Source organism: Pseudomonas sp. LB3P58 (assembly GCF_054897895.1).
Genome location: NZ_JBUBVE010000001.1, coordinates 5,340,840 through 5,359,694 on the forward strand (window position 1 = coordinate 5,340,840; position 18,855 = coordinate 5,359,694).

The window sequence follows — 18,855 nt, forward strand, 5'->3', positions numbered from 1 at the left end:
AGTGTTCAAGCATCAACCGCTTTTTGGGTCGACTTGAAGACACGAATTTTCTTGCCGTCTTCTACTTTGAAACCAACGCGGTCAGCCTTGTTGGTTTCGCCGTTGAAAATGGCGACGTTAGAAGCGTCCAGTGGAGCTTCTTTTTCGACGATACCGCCTTGTACGCCCGACGCCGGGTTAGGCTTGGTATGACGCTTAACCAGGTTCAGACCACCAATAACCAGACGGTTATTAGCGAGAACCTTAAGCACCTTACCGCGCTTACCTTTGTCTTTGCCGGCGATCACGATGATCTCGTCGTCACGACGAATCTTTTGCATGTCGGATCTCCTTACAGCACTTCTGGGGCGAGCGAGACGATCTTCATGAACTTCTCAGTACGAAGTTCACGGGTCACTGGCCCAAAGATACGGGTGCCGATCGGCTCTTGCTTGTTGTTCAGAAGAACAGCAGCGTTGCCATCAAAGCGGATAATGGAGCCATCAGCACGACGTACGCCGTGACGAGTGCGGACTACAACAGCAGTCATCACTTGGCCTTTTTTCACTTTACCGCGAGGAATTGCTTCCTTCACGGTAACTTTGATGATGTCACCGATACCAGCGTAACGACGATGGGAGCCACCCAGCACCTTGATGCACATAACACGGCGAGCGCCGCTGTTATCGGCCACATCGAGCATGGATTGAGTCTGAATCATATAATTTCTCCGACCCCTAGTCCTTAGACTTCCACAGCGCGTTCGAGAACATCAACCAGCGCCCAAGACTTGGTCTTGGCCAAAGGACGAGTTTCACGAATAGTGACTTTGTCGCCGATGTGGCACTGATTGGTTTCGTCGTGCGCGTGCAGCTTAGTCGAACGCTTAACGTATTTACCGTAGATCGGGTGCTTAACGCGACGCTCGATCAGAACGGTGATGGTTTTGTCCATCTTGTCGCTGACAACACGGCCAGTCAGCGTACGGACAGTTTTTTCGGCTTCAGCCATGATTACTTACCTGCCTGCTGGTTAAGCACAGTCTTCACGCGAGCGATGTCACGTTTAACTTGCGAGAGCAGATGAGACTGCCCCAACTGGCCAGTTGCTTTCTGCATACGCAGATTGAACTGGTCGCGCAGCAGGCCGAGCAGTTGCTCGTTCAGCTGCTGTGCGGATTTTTCACGAAGTTCATTCGCTTTCATCACATCACCGTCCGTTTAACAAAGGCGGTGGCGAGCGGCAGCTTTGCAGCAGCCAGGGCAAAAGCCTCACGCGCCAGCTCTTCAGTAACACCCTCGATTTCATACAGGACTTTGCCTGGCTGAATCTGGGCAACCCAGTACTCCACACTACCCTTACCTTTACCCATCCGAACTTCGAGTGGCTTTTTGGAAATAGGCTTGTCCGGGAATACACGGATCCAGATCTTGCCGCCACGTTTAACGTGACGGGTCAGAGCACGACGCGCTGACTCGATCTGACGAGCGGTGAGACGACCACGAGCTACAGACTTCAGCGCGAACTCGCCGAAGCTGACTTTGCTACCGCGCTGTGCCAGACCACGGTTGTGGCCTGTCATCTGCTTGCGGAACTTCGTACGCTTTGGTTGCAACATTTGGCGTACCCCTTACTTAGCAGCTTTTTTACGAGGCGCTGGTGCTTGTGGTTTCAGTTCTTCTTGGCGACCACCAATTACTTCGCCTTTGAAGATCCAAACCTTTACACCGATCACACCGTAAGTGGTGTGAGCTTCGTAGTTGGCATAGTCGATGTCGGCACGCAGGGTGTGCAGTGGCACACGACCTTCGCGATACCATTCAGTACGTGCGATTTCAGCACCGCCGAGACGACCGCTCACTTGGATTTTGATGCCTTTGGCACCAATGCGCATGGCGTTCTGAACAGCGCGCTTCATAGCGCGACGGAACATTACGCGACGCTCCAGCTGCTGAGCTACGCTCTGCGCAACCAGCATACCGTCGAGCTCCGGCTTACGGATCTCTTCGATATTGATGTGCACAGGCACACCCATTTGCTTGGTCAGGTCCTGACGCAGTTTCTCAACATCTTCACCTTTCTTCCCGATAACGATACCTGGACGAGCGGTGTGGATGGTGATACGTGCAGTCTGAGCCGGACGATGGATATCGATACGGCTTACGGACGCGCTTTTTAGTTTGTCTTGGAGATACTCGCGCACCTTCAGATCAGCGAACAAATAGTCCGCATAAGTCCGACCGTCTGCGTACCAGACGGAGGTGTGCTCCTTGACGATTCCCAGGCGAATGCCAATGGGATGTACTTTCTGACCCATCTCTTCGACTCCGTTACTTGTCAGCAACCTTGACAGTGATATGGCAAGACCGCTTGACGATGCGATCAGCACGGCCTTTGGCACGTGGCATGATGCGCTTCAGCGAACGCCCTTCGTTGACGAAAACGGTGCTGACTTTAAGGTCATCAACGTCTGCGCCTTCGTTATGCTCGGCGTTGGCTACGGCCGACTCCAGCACTTTCTTCATGATCTCGGCGGCTTTCTTACTGCTGAAAGCCAACAAGTTGAGCGCTTCGCCCACCTTCTTCCCGCGGATCTGGTCGGCGACCAAGCGGGCTTTCTGGGCGGAGATTCGAGCGCCCGACAACTTAGCGGCTACTTCCATTTCCTAACCCCTTAACGCTTGGCTTTCTTGTCTGCCACGTGCCCACGATAAGTGCGGGTACCGGCGAACTCGCCCAGTTTGTGGCCGACCATGTCTTCGTTAACGAGAACTGGGACGTGTTGACGACCGTTGTGTACTGCGATGGTCAAACCGACCATTTGTGGCAGGATCATCGAACGACGCGACCAGGTTTTCACCGGTTTGCGATCATTCTTTTCCGCCGCCACTTCGATCTTCTTCAGTAGGTGAAGATCGATAAAAGGACCTTTTTTCAGAGAACGTGGCACTGTCGTATCCCTCTATTTACTTGCGACGACGGACGATCATTTTGTCGGTACGCTTATTACCACGAGTCTTCGCGCCCTTAGTCGGGAAGCCCCATGGCGATACCGGATGACGACCACCAGAGGTACGACCTTCACCACCACCATGTGGGTGGTCAACCGGGTTCATGGCAACACCACGAACGGTTGGGCGAACGCCACGCCAGCGTTTGGCACCAGCTTTACCCAGCGAACGCAGGCTGTGCTCGGAGTTCGAGACTTCACCCAGGGTCGCGCGGCATTCAGCCAGCACTTTACGCATCTCACCAGAACGCAGACGCAGGGTCACGTAGACACCTTCACGAGCGATCAGCTGAGCCGAAGCACCAGCGGAACGAGCGATTTGCGCGCCTTTACCTGGCTTCAATTCGATGCCGTGTACGGTGCTACCAACTGGAATGTTACGCAGTTGCAGAGCGTTGCCCGGCTTGATCGGTGCCAGAGCACCTGCGATCAGCTGGTCGCCAGCACTCACGCCTTTAGGGGCGATGATGTAGCGACGCTCGCCATCTGCGTACAGCAGCAGAGCGATGTGAGCAGTACGGTTTGGATCGTATTCAATACGCTCGACAGTGGCAGAGATGCCATCTTTGTCGTTGCGACGGAAATCGACCAGACGATAATGCTGCTTATGGCCACCACCGATGTGACGAGTGGTAATACGACCATTGTTGTTACGACCACCAGTCTTCGATTTTTTCTCGAGCAGCGGTGCGTGAGGAGCGCCTTTATGCAGCTCCTGGTTGACCACCTTGACCACAAAACGGCGGCCAGGGGAAGTCGGTTTGCATTTAACGATTGCCATGATGCACCCCTTCCTTACTCAGCACTGCTGCTGAAATCGAGATCTTGGCCTGGCTGAAGGGAGATAACTGCCTTCTTCCAGTCATTACGCTTGCCCAGACCGCGAGCAGTGCGCTTGCTCTTACCCAGAACATTCAGGGTAGTAACACGCTCTACTTTCACGCTGAACAGGCTTTCGACGGCCTTCTTGATTTCCAGCTTGGTTGCGTCAGTTGCAACCTTGAAAACGAACTGGCCTTTCTTGTCAGCCAGAACCGTAGCCTTCTCGGAAACGTGCGGGCCAAGCAGAACTTTAAATACGCGTTCCTGGTTCATCCCAGCAGCTCCTCGAATTTCTTCACGGCCGACACGGTGATCAACACCTTGTCGTATGCGATCAGACTAACCGGATCGGAACCTTGCACGTCACGTACATCAACGTGTGGCAGGTTACGAGCAGCCAGGTACAGGTTCTGATCAACTACTTCAGACACGATCAAGACGTCAGTCAGGCCCATGCCGGTCAGTTTGTTCAGCAGATCTTTGGTCTTCGGTGCATCAACAGCGAAGTCCTGAACCACAACCAGACGATCAGTACGCACCAGCTCAGCAAGGATGGAACGCATTGCTGCGCGATACATCTTCTTGTTCAGCTTCTGGGAGTGATCCTGAGGACGAGCTGCGAAAGTGGTACCGCCGCCACGCCAGATTGGGCTACGGATAGTACCGGCACGAGCACGGCCAGTACCTTTCTGACGCCATGGGCGCTTACCGCCACCACGAACGTCGGAACGGGTCTTTTGCTGCTTGGTACCTTGACGGCCGCCGGCCATGTAGGCCACGACTGCTTGGTGAACCAGCGTCTCGTTGAACTCGCCGCCAAACGTCAGTTCGGAAACTTCGATCGCTTGAGCGTCATTTACATTTAATTGCATGTCAGCTTCCCCTTAACCGCGAGCCTTGGCTGCTGGACGTACAACCAAGTTGCCGCCAGTAGCGCCAGGAACAGCGCCCTTGACCAACAACAGATTGCGTTCAGCGTCCACGCGCACTACTTCGAGGGACTGCACGGTCACGCGCTCAGCGCCCATATGACCGGACATTTTTTTGCCCTTGAATACACGACCAGGAGTCTGGCACTGGCCGATAGAGCCTGGAACGCGGTGGGATACGGAGTTACCGTGGGTATTATCTTGCCCGCGGAAATTCCAACGCTTGATCGTACCCTGGAAGCCTTTACCTTTGGACTGACCGGTTACATCAACCAGTTGACCAGCGGCGAAGATTTCAGCGTTGATCAGATCGCCGGCCTGGTACTCGCCTTCTTCAAGACGGAATTCCATTACGGTACGACCAGCGGCAACGTTCGCTTTAGCGAAGTGGCCAGCTTGAGCAGCTGTAACACGCGAAGCACGACGCTCGCCTACAGTGACTTGCACTGCACGATAGCCATCGGTCTCTTCAGTTTTGAACTGGGTGACGCGATTCGGTTCGATCTCAATGACCGTGACCGGAATGGAGACACCTTCTTCGGTGAAAATACGGGTCATACCGCATTTACGACCGACTACACCAATAGTCATGTTGTAAACCTCATGAGTGTACGGGGCTTTCACCCGCTATGGCCGCCCATTTCAGAGCGTTACACGACTAAGACCGAGTCTTAGCCGAGGCTGATCTGCACTTCCACACCGGCCGCAAGATCAAGCTTCATAAGAGCATCAACGGTTTTATCCGTTGGCTGGACGATGTCCAGAACGCGCTTATGAGTACGGATCTCATACTGGTCACGCGCGTCTTTGTTGACGTGCGGGGAGACCAGAACGGTGAACCGCTCTTTACGGGTAGGCAGTGGAATTGGACCACGCACTTGAGCACCAGTACGTTTCGCGGTTTCCACGATTTCCTGGGTGGATTGGTCGATCAGGCGATGGTCAAAAGCCTTCAACCTGATACGGATTTGCTGATTTTGCATTGGATTTCAGACTCCGGCTGCTATTCCCAGCGAGCGCAATACGCCCGTTAAAAGGAGGCGCAATTCTATAGACGGGCTACTACAGTGTCAACCCAATAAAAAAGCCCCCGCTAGGCGGGGGCTTTTTCAAGTCATCACTTATTAAGCGATGATTTTGGCTACGACGCCAGCGCCGACGGTACGACCGCCTTCACGAATAGCGAAACGCAGACCATCTTCCATTGCGATGGTTTTGATCAGGGTGACAACCATTTTGATGTTGTCGCCTGGCATTACCATTTCAACGCCTTCCGGCAGTTCGCAGTTACCGGTCACGTCAGTGGTCCGGAAGTAGAACTGTGGACGGTAGCCTTTGAAGAACGGAGTGTGGCGACCGCCTTCTTCTTTGCTCAACACGTACACTTCAGCTTCGAAGGTAGTGTGCGGCTTAACCGAACCTGGCTTGACCAGAACCTGGCCACGCTCAACGTCGTCACGCTTGGTGCCGCGCAGCAGCACGCCGCAGTTCTCGCCAGCACGACCTTCGTCGAGCAGCTTACGGAACATTTCAACACCGGTGCAGGTGGTGACGGTAGTGTCACGCAGACCAACGATTTCCAGTGGATCCTGAACCTTGACGATACCGCGCTCGATACGGCCAGTTACAACAGTACCGCGACCGGAGATCGAGAATACGTCTTCGATTGGCATCAGGAACGGCTTGTCGATAACACGAACTGGATCCGGAATGTAGCTATCCAGAGTTTCTACCAGGCGCTTAACAGCGGTGGTACCCATTTCGTTGTCGTCTTGGCCGTTCAGAGCCATCAGAGCCGAACCGATGATGATCGGAGTGTCGTCACCTGGGAAGTCGTAAGTGCTCAGCAGATCGCGCACTTCCATCTCAACCAGTTCCAGCAGCTCAGCGTCGTCAACCATGTCAGCCTTGTTCAGGAAGACAACGATGTACGGAACGCCAACCTGACGGGACAGCAGGATGTGCTCACGGGTTTGTGGCATCGGACCATCAGCGGCCGAGCAAACCAGGATAGCGCCGTCCATTTGAGCAGCACCGGTGATCATGTTCTTCACATAGTCAGCGTGACCTGGGCAGTCAACGTGAGCGTAGTGACGGATCAGCGAGTTGTATTCAACGTGTGCGGTGTTGATGGTGATACCACGAGCCTTTTCTTCCGGAGCGCTGTCGATTTTGTCGAAAGCAACAACGGCCGAACCGAAGATTTCGGAGCAGACGCGAGTCAGAGCAGCGGTCAGCGTGGTTTTACCGTGGTCGACGTGACCGATGGTGCCAACGTTGACGTGCGGGAGGGTACGGTCAAATTTTTCTTTAGCCACGACAATTAACTCCTAGCCTAAAGGGGCTGAATCAGCCTTGTTTTTTGGTAACAGTTTCGACGATATGCGACGGAGCTGTATTGTATTTTTTGAATTCCATAGAGTAGCTTGCGCGACCTTGGGACATGGAACGAACGTCGGTTGCGTAACCGAACATCTCACCCAGCGGAACCTCGGCGCGAATCACTTTGCCGGAAACCGTGTCTTCCATACCCAGGATCATGCCGCGACGACGGTTAAGGTCGCCCATCACGTCACCCATATAGTCTTCAGGCGTAACAACCTCTACCGCCATGATCGGCTCAAGCAACTCACCACCGCCCTTCTGGGCCAGTTGCTTGGTCGCCATGGAAGCAGCCACCTTAAACGCCATCTCGTTGGAGTCGACGTCGTGGTAGGAACCATCAAACACGGTAGCCTTCAGGCCGATCAGCGGATAGCCGGCAACAACGCCGTTCTTCATCTGCTCTTCGATACCCTTCTGGATAGCCGGGATGTATTCCTTAGGAACCACACCACCCACTACTTCGTTCAGGAATTGCAGACCTTCCTGACCTTCGTCAGCAGGAGCAAAACGAATCCAGCAGTGACCGAACTGGCCACGACCGCCGGATTGGCGAACGAACTTGCCTTCAATTTCGCAGCTCTTCGTGATGCGCTCACGGTACGAAACTTGAGGCTTACCGATGTTGGCTTCGACGTTGAACTCACGGCGCATCCGGTCAACCAGGATGTCCAGGTGCAACTCGCCCATGCCGGAGATGATCGTTTGACCAGTCTCTTCATCAGTCTTGACGCGGAAAGATGGATCTTCCTGAGCAAGCTTGCCCAGAGCGATACCCATTTTTTCCTGGTCGTCCTTGGTCTTAGGCTCTACGGCAACCGAAATAACCGGCTCCGGGAAGTCCATGCGAACCAGGATGATTGGCTTGTCAGCGTTGCACAAAGTTTCACCAGTGGTGACGTCCTTCATGCCGATCAAGGCCGCGATGTCACCAGCGCGTACTTCCTTGATTTCTTCACGGGCGTTTGCGTGCATTTGCACCATACGACCCACACGCTCTTTCTTGCCTTTAACCGAGTTGATCACGCCGTCGCCGGAGGCCAACACGCCCGAGTAAACTCGAACAAAGGTCAAGGTACCCACGAATGGGTCGGTAGCGATCTTGAACGCCAGAGCCGAGAACGGCTCGCTGTCGTCTGCGTGACGCTCCATTTCCTGGGTCTCGTCATCAGGGTCAGTACCCTTGATGGCAGGAATGTCGCTTGGAGCAGGCAGGTAGTCGATAACGGCGTCGAGAACCAGGGGAACACCCTTGTTCTTGAAGGAAGAACCGCAAACAGCCAAGACGATCTCACCAGCGATAGTACGCTGACGCAGAGCAGCCTTGATTTCCTCGTTGGTGAGTTCTTCACCTTCGAGGTACTTGTTCATCAGCTCTTCGCTGGCTTCAGCCGCAGCTTCAACCATGTTGCCGCGCCATTCGTCAGCCAGTTCCTGCAGTTCAGCAGGGATAGGCTTGCGAACTGGAACCATGCCTTTGTCAGCGTCATTCCAGTAAACAGCTTCCATAGCCATCAGATCGATCTGACCCTGGAAGTTGTCTTCGGAACCGATAGCCAACTGGATTGGCACCGGGGTGTGACCCAGACGCTGCTTGATCTGACCGATCACGCGCAGGAAGTTCGCACCAGCACGGTCCATCTTGTTTACGTAAACAAGACGTGGAACGCCGTATTTGTTGGCTTGACGCCATACGGTTTCCGACTGAGGCTCAACGCCCGAGGTGCCGCAGAACACAACGACCGCGCCATCGAGTACACGCAGGGAACGTTCAACTTCAATAGTGAAGTCAACGTGGCCCGGGGTATCAATAACGTTAAAGCGGTATTGGTCCTTGTGCTGCTTCTCGGAACCCTGCCAGAAGGCGGTAATAGCAGCAGAAGTAATGGTAATACCACGCTCCTGCTCCTGCACCATCCAGTCTGTGGTCGCGGCGCCGTCATGCACCTCGCCCATCTTGTGACTTTTGCCAGTGTAAAAAAGGACGCGCTCGGTGGTGGTGGTTTTACCAGCATCCACGTGAGCAACGATACCAATGTTACGGTAGCGATTAATCGGTGTAGTACGAGCCATAAAGCCCTCGCAAAATTAGTGACGCTAAAATTAGAAGCGGTAGTGCGAGAAAGCCTTGTTGGCTTCAGCCATACGGTGCACGTCTTCACGCTTCTTAACTGCAGCACCTTTACCTTCGGCAGCGTCCAACAGTTCGCCAGCCAAACGCAGAGCCATAGACTTCTCGCCGCGCTTACGGGCGAAGTCTACCAACCAGCGCATTGCCAGGGCGTTACGACGGGACGGACGAACTTCAACCGGAACCTGGTAAGTAGCACCGCCTACACGGCGCGACTTTACTTCGACCAGCGGAGCGATGGCGTCGAGAGCTTTCTCGAAGATTTCCAGGGGGTCGCTGTTCTTGCGTTCTTTAACCTTCTCCAGCGCGCCATAAACGATACGCTCGGCAACGGCTTTCTTGCCGCTTTCCATAACGTGGTTCATGAACTTGGCCAGGATTTGGCTTCCGTATTTTGGATCGTCAAGCACTTCGCGCTTGGCTGCTACGCGTCTTCTTGGCATGGATAAGCCCTCAAACGGTCTTCAGGTTCGCTCGGAATCGGTGCCCTTTCGGGACGCCTCCGACCTTACTCTTATCGACTCAGAAAAATAGAAAATCAGTTTTTACAAAAAGCCACTACTACTTAGGCTTCTTGGTACCGTACTTCGAGCGACCCTGGTTACGACCTTTAACGCCGGAAGTATCCAAAGAACCGCGTACGGTGTGGTAACGAACACCTGGCAAGTCTTTTACACGACCGCCGCGGATCAGTACCACGCTGTGCTCTTGCAGGTTGTGGCCTTCACCGCCGATGTACGAGGAAACCTCGAAACCGTTGGTCAGACGCACACGGCATACTTTACGCAGTGCCGAGTTAGGTTTTTTCGGCGTGGTGGTATACACACGGGTGCATACGCCACGACGTTGCGGGCAGTTCTGCAGCGCAGGCACGTCGGATTTCTCGACGATACGCTTACGCGGCTGACGTACCAGCTGGTTGATAGTTGCCATCTACTAGCTCCACTGTTGTCTTGCGACGCTATTGTCTTGCAAGAAAAGCAAAATGGCAGGAACGAATTCCCGCCAAATTTAGGGGTACAAGAGTCTAAAGAGGATCTTGCCCCCAGTCAAGGCAAGGCCCCGACCTCCTCACTCATCCAACCTCGACAAATTGTCTCGATTCGATGAACGGAATGGCCAGGGCCTTACGCTCATTTACCGCAGAACTCAGTTACCGCTCGAGTTCAGCGCTTCGGTCAGTGCAGCTTCCACTTCACTGGCGCTTACGCGCAACGGTTTGTCAGCATCACGGCGGCGTTTGCGCTCGCTGTGATAAGCCAGACCGGTACCAGCCGGGATCAGACGACCCACGACCACGTTTTCTTTCAGGCCGCGCAGGTAATCGCGCTTGCCGGTTACCGCCGCTTCGGTCAGTACGCGAGTGGTTTCCTGGAAGGAAGCCGCCGAGATGAACGATTCGGTGGACAACGACGCCTTGGTGATACCCAGCAGCACGCGAGTGAACTTGGAAACGAATTTCTCGTCGCCAGCCAAACGCTCGTTCTCTACCAGAACGTGAGTCAACTCCATCTGGTCGCCCTTGATGAAAGTCGAGTCGCCGGATTCAGCGATTTCAACCTTACGCAACATCTGACGCAGGATGGTCTCGATGTGCTTATCGTTGATCTTCACGCCTTGCAGACGATAAACGTCCTGGATCTCGTTCACGATGTACTTGGCCAGCGCACTCACACCCAGCAGACGCAGGATGTCGTGTGGATCGCTCGGGCCGTCGGAGATAACTTCGCCGCGGTTTACCTGTTCGCCTTCGAAGACGTTCAGGTGACGCCACTTAGGAATCAGCTCTTCGTACGGATCGGTACCGTCGTTCGGGGTGATAACCAGACGGCGCTTGCCTTTGGTCTCTTTACCGAACGCGATGGTGCCGCTGACTTCAGCCAGAATCGAGGCTTCTTTCGGACGACGTGCTTCGAACAAGTCGGCAACACGTGGCAGACCACCGGTGATGTCACGGGTCTTCGAAGTCTCTTGCGGGATACGAGCGATAACGTCACCGATCGCAATCTTCGCACCGTCCGCTACACCAACCAGGGCGTTAGCAGGCAGGAAGTACTGAGCAATTACGTCGGTACCCGGCAGCAAGAGATCCTTGCCGTTGTCATCAACCATCTTCACAGCAGGACGGATATCTTTACCGGCAGCTGGACGGTCTTTGGCGTCGAGTACTTCAATGTTGGTCATACCGGTCAATTCGTCAGTCTGACGCTTGATCGTGATGCCTTCTTCCATGCCCACGTAGGTCACGGTACCTTTCATTTCGGTAACGATTGGGTGAGTGTGCGGATCCCACTTGGCCACGATTGCGCCAGCGTCGACCTTGTCACCTTCTTTAACCGAAATCACAGCACCGTACGGCAGCTTGTAACGCTCGCGCTCACGACCGAAGTCATCCGCGATTGCCAGCTCACCGGAACGGGACACAGCAACCAGGCAACCATCCACTCGCTCCACGTGCTTCAAATTGTGCAGACGAACGGTACCGCCATTCTTCACCTGGACGCTGTCCGCAGCGGAGGTCCGGCTAGCGGCACCACCGATGTGGAACGTACGCATGGTCAGCTGGGTACCCGGTTCACCGATGGACTGGGCAGCGATAACGCCGACCGCTTCACCGATGTTCACCTGGTGACCACGAGCCAAGTCACGGCCGTAGCACTTGGCGCAAATGCCATAGCGGGTTTCGCAGCTGATCGGCGAACGCACGATCACTTCATCGATGCTGTTCAGCTCGATGAACTCAACCCACTTCTCGTCTACCAGCGTGCCGGCAGGAACGATGATTTCTTCGGTACCTGGCTTGAACACGTCACGGGCAATAACACGACCCAATACGCGCTCACCCAGCGGCTCAACAACGTCACCGCCTTCAATGTGCGGAGTCATTACCAGGCCATGCTCGGTGCCGCAATCGATCTCGGTCACAACCAGATCCTGCGCCACGTCTACCAGACGACGAGTCAGGTAACCGGAGTTCGCAGTTTTCAACGCGGTATCCGCCAAACCTTTACGAGCACCGTGAGTGGAGATGAAGTACTGAAGTACGCTCAAACCTTCACGGAAGTTCGCAGTAATCGGCGTTTCGATGATGGAACCATCCGGCTTGGCCATCAGGCCACGCATACCGGCGAGCTGACGGATCTGCGCAGCAGAACCCCGTGCGCCCGAGTCGGCCATCATGTACATCGAGTTGAAGGATTCCTGGTCGACTTCGACGCCATGGCGGTCGATGACTTTCTCTTTCGAGAGGTTGGCCATCATCGCCTTGGAAACTTCGTCGTTCGCCTTGGACCAAAGGTCGATCACTTTGTTGTACTTCTCGCCCTGGGTTACCAGGCCGGAGGCGTACTGACTTTCGATCTCTTTCACTTCATCAGTAGCAGCATTGATGATGCGGGCTTTTTCATCCGGGATAACGAAGTCGTTAACACCGATGGAAACGCCGGAAATGGTCGAATAGGCAAAACCGGTGTACATCAACTGGTCAGCGAAGATCACGGTCTCTTTCAAACCAACCACGCGGTAGCACTGGTTGATCAGCTTGGAGATCGCCTTTTTCTTCATCGGCTGGTTGACGACGTCGTACGACAGGCCAGGTGGAACAACCTGGAACAACAGCGCACGGCCGACAGTGGTGTCGACGATACGAGTGCCGCTCACGCTGCCGCCATCACGGTCGTTGACGGTTTCGTTGATCCGCACTTTGACTTTAGCGTGCAGTGCGGCTTCGCCGGCACGGAACACACGGTCAACTTCTTGCAGATCCGCAAACACACGACCTTCGCCCTTGGCGTTGATCGCTTCACGAGTCATGTAGTACAGACCCAATACAACGTCCTGCGACGGAACGATGATTGGCTCACCGTTGGCTGGCGACAGAATGTTGTTGGTCGACATCATCAACGCACGCGCTTCCAACTGGGCTTCCAGTGTCAGCGGTACGTGCACGGCCATTTGGTCGCCGTCGAAGTCGGCGTTGTACGCAGCACAGACCAACGGGTGCAGCTGGATAGCCTTACCTTCGATCAGTACCGGTTCAAACGCCTGGATACCCAGACGGTGAAGGGTCGGTGCACGGTTGAGGAGAACCGGGTGTTCACGGATCACTTCAGCGAGAACGTCCCAAACCTCTGGCAGCTCGCGCTCGACCATCTTCTTGGCAGCTTTGATGGTGGTCGCGAGACCACGCATTTCCAGCTTGCCGAAAATGAACGGCTTGAACAGCTCGAGAGCCATCTTCTTCGGCAGACCGCACTGGTGCAGACGCAGGGTCGGACCTACGGTAATTACCGAACGACCGGAGTAGTCAACACGCTTACCGAGCAAGTTCTGACGGAAACGACCTTGTTTACCCTTGATCATGTCAGCCAGGGATTTCAGAGGACGCTTGTTGGAACCGGTGATAGCGCGGCCACGACGACCGTTATCGAGCAGTGCGTCGACAGCTTCCTGCAACATACGCTTTTCGTTGCGCACGATGATGTCCGGAGCGGACAGATCAAGCAGGCGCTTCAAGCGGTTGTTACGGTTGATCACTCGACGATACAGATCGTTGAGGTCGGAAGTCGCGAAGCGACCGCCATCCAGCGGGACCAGTGGACGCAGATCTGGCGGCAGAACCGGCAGAACGGTCAGCACCATCCATTCTGGAAGGTTGCCGGAACCCTGGAAGGCTTCCATCAACTTCAGACGCTTGGACAGCTTCTTGATTTTGGTTTCGGAGTTGGTTTGCGGAATTTCTTCACGCAGACGGCCAATCTCGTGTTCCAGGTCGATAGCGTGCAGCAGTTCACGGACAGCCTCGGCACCCATACGGGCATCGAAATCGTCGCCAAACTCTTCCAGCGCTTCGAAGTACTGCTCATCGTTGAGCAGCTGACCTTTTTCAAGGGTGGTCATGCCTGGATCGATAACGACATAGCTCTCGAAGTAGAGAACGCGTTCGATATCACGCAGGGTCATGTCCATCAGCAAGCCGATACGCGACGGCAGCGATTTCAGGAACCAGATGTGGGCAACTGGCGAGGCCAGTTCGATGTGCGCCATGCGCTCACGACGAACTTTGGCCAGCGCGACTTCAACGCCGCACTTCTCGCAGATCACACCGCGGTGCTTCAAGCGCTTGTACTTACCGCACAGGCACTCGTAATCCTTTACCGGGCCAAAGATCTTGGCGCAGAACAGGCCGTCACGCTCAGGTTTGAACGTACGGTAGTTGATGGTTTCCGGCTTTTTAACTTCACCGAACGACCACGAACGGATCATCTCAGGCGATGCCAATCCAATACGGATGGCGTCGAACTCTTCGACTTGACCCTGGTTTTTCAGCAAATTCAGTAGGTCTTTCAAGGCCTTTCCTCCTGGCGGAGCAGAGAGCGGGCAATCCTGCCCCGCTCTCGATTCGCGTCACGTGTTATTCGGTTTCCAGATCGATATCGATGCCGAGGGAACGAATTTCCTTGATCAACACGTTGAAGGACTCGGGCATGCCCGGCTCCATACGGTGATCGCCATCCACGATGTTTTTGTACATCTTGGTACGGCCGTTCACATCGTCCGACTTCACTGTGAGCATTTCTTGCAGAGTGTAAGCAGCACCGTATGCTTCCAGTGCCCAGACCTCCATCTCCCCGAAACGCTGACCACCGAACTGCGCCTTACCACCCAGCGGCTGCTGAGTAACCAGGCTGTACGAACCGGTAGAACGAGCGTGCATCTTGTCGTCTACCAAGTGGTTCAGCTTCAGCATGTACATGTAGCCAACAGTAACCGGGCGCTCGAACTTGTTGCCGGTACGGCCGTCGGTCAGCTGCATCTGGCCGCTTTCTGGCAGGTCTGCCAGTTTCAGCATGGCCTTAATTTCGCTTTCCTTGGCGCCGTCGAACACTGGAGTGGCCATTGGAACGCCGCCACGCAGGTTCTTCGCCAGATCCAGGATTTCCTGGTCGGAGAAGCTATCCAGATCTTCGTTACGACCGCCGATCTGGTTGTAGATCTCGTCCAGGAATTTACGAAGCTCAGCGACTTTGCGCTGCTCTTCGATCATCCGGTTGATCTTCTCGCCCAAGCCTTTAGCCGCGAGGCCCAGGTGGGTTTCAAGGATCTGACCAACGTTCATACGCGAAGGTACGCCCAACGGGTTGAGGACGACGTCGACCGGGGTGCCATTGGCATCGTGCGGCATGTCTTCAACCGGCATGATCACGGAGACCACACCTTTGTTACCGTGACGACCGGCCATCTTGTCGCCCGGCTGGATGCGGCGACGGATTGCCAGGTAAACCTTGACGATTTTCAGCACGCCTGGAGCCAGGTCATCGCCCTGCTGCAGTTTGCGCTTCTTGTCTTCGAACTTGTCGTCCAGCAGACGGCGGCGATCAACGATGTAGGCCTGAGCCTTCTCGAGCTGCTCGTTCAGAGCATCTTCAGCCATGCGCAGTTTGAACCACTGACCATGCTCAAGACCGTCGAGAACTTCGTCGGTGATTTCCTGACCTTTCTTCAGACCGGCGCCGCCTTCGGCTTTGCGGCCGACCAGAGCGGAACGCAGACGTTCGAAAGTTGCGCCTTCAACGATACGGAACTCTTCGTTCAGGTCCTTGCGGATCTCGTCGAGTTGAGTCTTCTCGATCGACAGTGCACGAGCATCACGCTCAACGCCGTCGCGGGTGAAGACCTGTACGTCGATGACGGTACCCTTGGTGCCGGTAGGCACGCGCAGGGAGGTGTCTTTAACGTCGCTGGCTTTTTCACCGAAGATGGCACGCAGCAGTTTTTCTTCCGGAGTCAGCTGGGTCTCGCCCTTCGGAGTGACCTTACCAACCAGGATGTCGCCTGCGCCAACTTCAGCACCTACGTAAACGATACCGGCTTCGTCCAGCTTGTTCAGTGCAGCTTCACCCACGTTCGGGATGTCTGCAGTGATTTCCTCTGGCCCAAGCTTGGTGTCACGTGCCACACAGGTCAGTTCCTGAATGTGGATCGTGGTAAAGCGGTCTTCTTGAACAACTCGTTCCGACAGGCAGATGGAGTCTTCGAAGTTGTAACCGTTCCAGGCCATGAACGCGATGCGCATGTTCTGACCCAGCGCCAGTTCACCCATGTCGGTGGACGGGCCGTCAGCCATGATGTCGCTACGCTGAACCCGATCACCTTTACGCACCAGCGGACGCTGGTTGATGCAGGTGTTCTGGTTGGAGCGGGTGTATTTGGTCAGGTTGTAGATGTCGACACCAGCTTCACCGGTTTCAACTTCATCATCAGCAACACGAACCACGATACGGCTGGCGTCGACGGAATCGATAACGCCACCACGACGAGCCACGACGCAAACGCCGGAGTCACGAGCTACGTTACGCTCCATGCCAGTACCGACCAGCGGCTTGTCAGCGCGCAGGGTTGGTACAGCTTGACGCTGCATGTTCGAACCCATCAACGCACGGTTGGCGTCATCGTGCTCGAGGAACGGGATCAGCGACGCTGCAACCGAAACTACCTGCTTCGGAGAAACGTCCATCAAGGTGACGTCTTCCGGCGCCTTGACGGTGAACTCGTTCAAGTGACGAACAGCTACCAGCTCGTCGATCAGCATTTTCTTGTCGTTCATCGTGGCCGAAGCCTGAGCGATCACGTGATCAGCTTCTTCGATGGCGGACAGGAACACGATCTCGTCGGTGACCAGAGCGTCTTTCACCACACGGTACGGGCTCTCGAGGAAGCCGTACTGGTTGGTGCGCGCATAAGCGGCCAGGGAGTTGATCAGACCGATGTTCGGACCTTCCGGCGTTTCAATCGGGCATACACGACCGTAGTGAGTCGGGTGTACGTCACGAACTTCAAAGCCAGCACGCTCACGAGTCAAACCGCCAGGGCCGAGTGCAGAAACACGACGCTTGTGGGTGATCTCGGACAGCGGGTTGTTCTGGTCCATGAACTGGGAAAGCTGGCTGGAACCGAAGAACTCTTTCACCGCCGCAGCCACTGGCTTGGCGTTGATCAGGTCTTGCGGCATCAGGCCTTCGCTTTCAGCCATCGACAGACGTTCTTTGACCGCACGCTCAACACGTACCAGGCCAACGCGGAACTGGTTCTCGGCCATTTCGCCTACGCAGCGAACACGACGGTTACCCAAGTGGTCGATGTCATCGACGATGCCTTTGCCGTTACGGATGTCGACCAGAGTCTTCAGCACCGCAACGATGTCTTCCTTGCACAACACGCCCGAACCTTCGATCTCGGTACGACCGATACGACGGTTGAACTTCATCCGGCCGACCGCAGACAGGTCATAGCGCTCAGGGCTGAAGAACAGGTTGTTGAACAGAGTCTCGGCAGCGTCTTTGGTTGGCGGCTCGCCTGGACGCATCATGCGATAGATCTCGACCAGCGCTTCCAATTGGTTGCTGGTGGAGTCGATCTTCAGCGTGTCGGAGACGAACGGACCGCAGTCGATATCGTTGGTGTACAGAGTTTCGATGCGAACAACCTGGGCCTTGGCGATTTTTGCCAGGATCTCGGTGTTCAGCTCGGTGTTGCACTCAGCCAGGATTTCGCCGGTTGCCGGATGCACGATGGCCTTGGCGGTAGTGCGACCCAGGACGTAGTCCAGAGGCACTTCCAGGGTCTTGAGACCGGCTTTTTCGATCTGGTTGATGTGGCGCGCAGTAATACGACGACCAGCCTCAACGATGACCTTGCCCTTCTCGTCCTGAATATCAAGAACAGCGATTTCACCACGCAGACGCGAAGCAATCAGTTCCAGACTGAGGGTTTCGCCGCTCAGGTGGAAAACGTTGGTGGTGTAGAAAGCGTCCAGCACTTCTTCGGTGGTATAGCCGAGCGCGCGCAGCAGTACCGATGCAGGCAGCTTGCGACGACGGTCGATACGCACGAATACGCAGTCTTTCGGGTCGAACTCGAAGTCCAGCCACGAACCGCGGTAAGGAATGATACGCGCCGAGTACAACAGTTTGCCGGAGCTGTGCGTCTTGCCACGGTCGTGGTCGAAGAACACGCCCGGGGAACGGTGCAGCTGGGAAACGATTACACGCTCGGTACCGTTGATTACGAAGGTACCGTTCTCAGTCATCAGGGGGATTTCACCCATGTAGACTTCTTGCTCTTTAATGTCCTTGATCGCTTTGTTCGACGATTCTTTGTCGAAAATGATCAGGCGCACTTTTACCCGCAAAGGTACGGCATAAGTTACACCGCGCAATACGCATTCTTTGACATCAAATGCCGGTTCGCCCAGGCGATAACCGACGTACTCCAGCGCAGCATTGCCGGAGTAGCTGATGATCGGGAAAACGGATTTGAAGGCCGCATGCAGGCCCACGTCGCGGAACTGATCTTTAGTCGCTCCCGCTTGCAAGAATTCACGATACGAATCCAGCTGGATGGCCAGGAGGTACGGCACATCCATGACGTCCGGCAACTTGCTAAAGTCCTTGCGGATACGTTTTTTCTCAGTATATGAGTAAGCCATCAGCGTTCCCCAGCTTGGTCACCTGCTTGTTTGGCCCCTCCCGACGGGAGCAGCCAGAAAATCGTGCAAACCCCATGGTTTGCGCCACCGCATCGGGTGGTTACAGCTCGTTATC

At 55.1% G+C, this 18,855-nt stretch carries 19 protein-coding genes; all 19 read right to left on the bottom strand.

What is annotated here, in order from left to right; all coding sequences use genetic code 11:
• Positions 1–5 precede the first annotated feature (5 nt).
• The 19 genes from rplX to rpoB all read right to left on the bottom strand — a co-directional run bounded on the left by rplX (position 6) and on the right by rpoB (position 18,740).
• Positions 6–320 carry a 50S ribosomal protein L24 gene (gene rplX / locus ACYZTZ_RS24920; protein ID WP_008145498.1) on the bottom strand — a complete coding sequence of 105 codons (315 nt, stop codon included), beginning with the start codon at positions 318–320 and terminating at the stop codon, positions 6–8.
• 11 nt (positions 321–331) lie between these two features.
• The gene (gene rplN, locus ACYZTZ_RS24925; protein WP_002555479.1) at positions 332–700 is read right to left on the bottom strand and encodes a 50S ribosomal protein L14; all 369 of its coding nucleotides are present in this window, start codon (positions 698–700) and stop codon (positions 332–334) included.
• A gap of 23 nt (positions 701–723) precedes the next feature.
• Positions 724–990, bottom strand: a complete 267-nt coding sequence (gene rpsQ / locus ACYZTZ_RS24930) for a 30S ribosomal protein S17 (protein WP_003176419.1) — start codon at positions 988–990, stop codon at positions 724–726.
• Positions 991–992: 2 nt separating this feature from the next.
• A complete protein-coding gene (rpmC, locus tag ACYZTZ_RS24935; RefSeq protein ID WP_002555481.1) occupies positions 993–1,184 on the bottom strand; it encodes a 50S ribosomal protein L29 in 192 nt (63 codons plus the stop codon).
• Positions 1,184–1,597, bottom strand: a complete 414-nt coding sequence (gene rplP / locus ACYZTZ_RS24940) for a 50S ribosomal protein L16 (RefSeq protein WP_008145497.1) — start codon at positions 1,595–1,597, stop codon at positions 1,184–1,186. Before rplP ends, rpmC begins: the two co-directional genes overlap by 1 nt.
• Positions 1,598–1,609: 12 nt before the next feature.
• On the bottom strand, positions 1,610–2,296 hold the full coding sequence (rpsC, locus tag ACYZTZ_RS24945; RefSeq protein ID WP_003176422.1) for a 30S ribosomal protein S3: 687 nt from the start codon (positions 2,294–2,296) through the stop codon (positions 1,610–1,612).
• Between the two features lie 13 nt (positions 2,297–2,309).
• A complete protein-coding gene (gene rplV, locus ACYZTZ_RS24950) occupies positions 2,310–2,642 on the bottom strand; it encodes a 50S ribosomal protein L22 (protein WP_003103908.1) in 333 nt (110 codons plus the stop codon).
• Positions 2,643–2,653: 11 nt separating this feature from the next.
• Positions 2,654–2,929, bottom strand: coding sequence for a 30S ribosomal protein S19 (gene rpsS / locus ACYZTZ_RS24955; RefSeq protein WP_002555486.1), 276 nt, complete (start codon positions 2,927–2,929; stop codon positions 2,654–2,656).
• A 16-nt stretch (positions 2,930–2,945) separates the two neighbouring features.
• Positions 2,946–3,770 (bottom strand): 50S ribosomal protein L2, encoded by an 825-nt coding sequence (gene rplB / locus ACYZTZ_RS24960; protein ID WP_003176423.1) that lies wholly within the window; start codon positions 3,768–3,770, stop codon positions 2,946–2,948.
• A 14-nt stretch (positions 3,771–3,784) separates the two neighbouring features.
• Positions 3,785–4,084, bottom strand: a complete 300-nt coding sequence (rplW, locus tag ACYZTZ_RS24965) for a 50S ribosomal protein L23 (protein WP_002555488.1) — start codon at positions 4,082–4,084, stop codon at positions 3,785–3,787.
• Positions 4,081–4,683, bottom strand: coding sequence for a 50S ribosomal protein L4 (rplD, locus tag ACYZTZ_RS24970; protein ID WP_046047318.1), 603 nt, complete (start codon positions 4,681–4,683; stop codon positions 4,081–4,083). The genes rplW and rplD overlap by 4 nt, the downstream gene beginning before the upstream one ends.
• Before the next feature lie 12 nt (positions 4,684–4,695).
• Positions 4,696–5,331, bottom strand: a complete 636-nt coding sequence (gene rplC / locus ACYZTZ_RS24975) for a 50S ribosomal protein L3 (protein WP_003186059.1) — start codon at positions 5,329–5,331, stop codon at positions 4,696–4,698.
• 80 nt (positions 5,332–5,411) lie between these two features.
• Positions 5,412–5,723 (bottom strand): 30S ribosomal protein S10, encoded by a 312-nt coding sequence (gene rpsJ, locus ACYZTZ_RS24980; RefSeq protein ID WP_003186070.1) that lies wholly within the window; start codon positions 5,721–5,723, stop codon positions 5,412–5,414.
• A 141-nt stretch (positions 5,724–5,864) separates the two neighbouring features.
• Complete coding sequence (tuf, locus tag ACYZTZ_RS24985) at positions 5,865–7,058, bottom strand: elongation factor Tu (protein ID WP_046047317.1); 1,194 nt, start codon at positions 7,056–7,058, stop codon at positions 5,865–5,867.
• Between the two features lie 31 nt (positions 7,059–7,089).
• Positions 7,090–9,195 carry an elongation factor G gene (fusA, locus tag ACYZTZ_RS24990; RefSeq protein ID WP_056743438.1) on the bottom strand — a complete coding sequence of 702 codons (2,106 nt, stop codon included), beginning with the start codon at positions 9,193–9,195 and terminating at the stop codon, positions 7,090–7,092.
• Between the two features lie 30 nt (positions 9,196–9,225).
• The gene (rpsG, locus tag ACYZTZ_RS24995; protein ID WP_002555493.1) at positions 9,226–9,696 is read right to left on the bottom strand and encodes a 30S ribosomal protein S7; all 471 of its coding nucleotides are present in this window, start codon (positions 9,694–9,696) and stop codon (positions 9,226–9,228) included.
• Positions 9,697–9,814: 118 nt separating this feature from the next.
• A complete protein-coding gene (gene rpsL, locus ACYZTZ_RS25000; protein ID WP_002555494.1) occupies positions 9,815–10,186 on the bottom strand; it encodes a 30S ribosomal protein S12 in 372 nt (123 codons plus the stop codon).
• Positions 10,187–10,402: 216 nt separating this feature from the next.
• Positions 10,403–14,602, bottom strand: coding sequence for a DNA-directed RNA polymerase subunit beta' (gene rpoC, locus ACYZTZ_RS25005; RefSeq protein ID WP_046047315.1), 4,200 nt, complete (start codon positions 14,600–14,602; stop codon positions 10,403–10,405).
• 64 nt (positions 14,603–14,666) lie between these two features.
• Positions 14,667–18,740: a DNA-directed RNA polymerase subunit beta gene (gene rpoB, locus ACYZTZ_RS25010; RefSeq protein WP_056743440.1), complete on the bottom strand. Its 4,074-nt coding sequence runs from the start codon at positions 18,738–18,740 to the stop codon at positions 14,667–14,669.
• Positions 18,741–18,855: the final 115 nt, after the last annotated feature.

Bases quoted from the DNA above. Each gene is read 5' to 3' on its own strand.
- rplX (WP_008145498.1), bottom strand. From the start codon at position 320: ATGCAAAAGATTCGTCGTGACGACGAGATCATCGTGATCGCCGGCAAA.
- rplN (WP_002555479.1), bottom strand. From the start codon at position 700: ATGATTCAGACTCAATCCATGCTCGATGTGGCCGATAACAGCGGCGCT.
- rpsQ (WP_003176419.1), bottom strand. From the start codon at position 990: ATGGCTGAAGCCGAAAAAACTGTCCGTACGCTGACTGGCCGTGTTGTC.
- rpmC (WP_002555481.1), bottom strand. From the start codon at position 1,184: ATGAAAGCGAATGAACTTCGTGAAAAATCCGCACAGCAGCTGAACGAG.
- rplP (WP_008145497.1), bottom strand. From the start codon at position 1,597: ATGTTGCAACCAAAGCGTACGAAGTTCCGCAAGCAGATGACAGGCCAC.
- rpsC (WP_003176422.1), bottom strand. From the start codon at position 2,296: ATGGGTCAGAAAGTACATCCCATTGGCATTCGCCTGGGAATCGTCAAG.
- rplV (WP_003103908.1), bottom strand. From the start codon at position 2,642: ATGGAAGTAGCCGCTAAGTTGTCGGGCGCTCGAATCTCCGCCCAGAAA.
- rplB (WP_003176423.1), bottom strand. From the start codon at position 3,770: ATGGCAATCGTTAAATGCAAACCGACTTCCCCTGGCCGCCGTTTTGTG.
- rplW (WP_002555488.1), bottom strand. From the start codon at position 4,084: ATGAACCAGGAACGCGTATTTAAAGTTCTGCTTGGCCCGCACGTTTCC.
- rplD (WP_046047318.1), bottom strand. From the start codon at position 4,683: ATGCAATTAAATGTAAATGACGCTCAAGCGATCGAAGTTTCCGAACTG.
- rplC (WP_003186059.1), bottom strand. From the start codon at position 5,331: ATGACTATTGGTGTAGTCGGTCGTAAATGCGGTATGACCCGTATTTTC.
- rpsJ (WP_003186070.1), bottom strand. From the start codon at position 5,723: ATGCAAAATCAGCAAATCCGTATCAGGTTGAAGGCTTTTGACCATCGC.
- fusA (WP_056743438.1), bottom strand. From the start codon at position 9,195: ATGGCTCGTACTACACCGATTAATCGCTACCGTAACATTGGTATCGTT.
- rpsG (WP_002555493.1), bottom strand. From the start codon at position 9,696: ATGCCAAGAAGACGCGTAGCAGCCAAGCGCGAAGTGCTTGACGATCCA.
- rpsL (WP_002555494.1), bottom strand. From the start codon at position 10,186: ATGGCAACTATCAACCAGCTGGTACGTCAGCCGCGTAAGCGTATCGTC.
- rpoB (WP_056743440.1), bottom strand. From the start codon at position 18,740: ATGGCTTACTCATATACTGAGAAAAAACGTATCCGCAAGGACTTTAGC.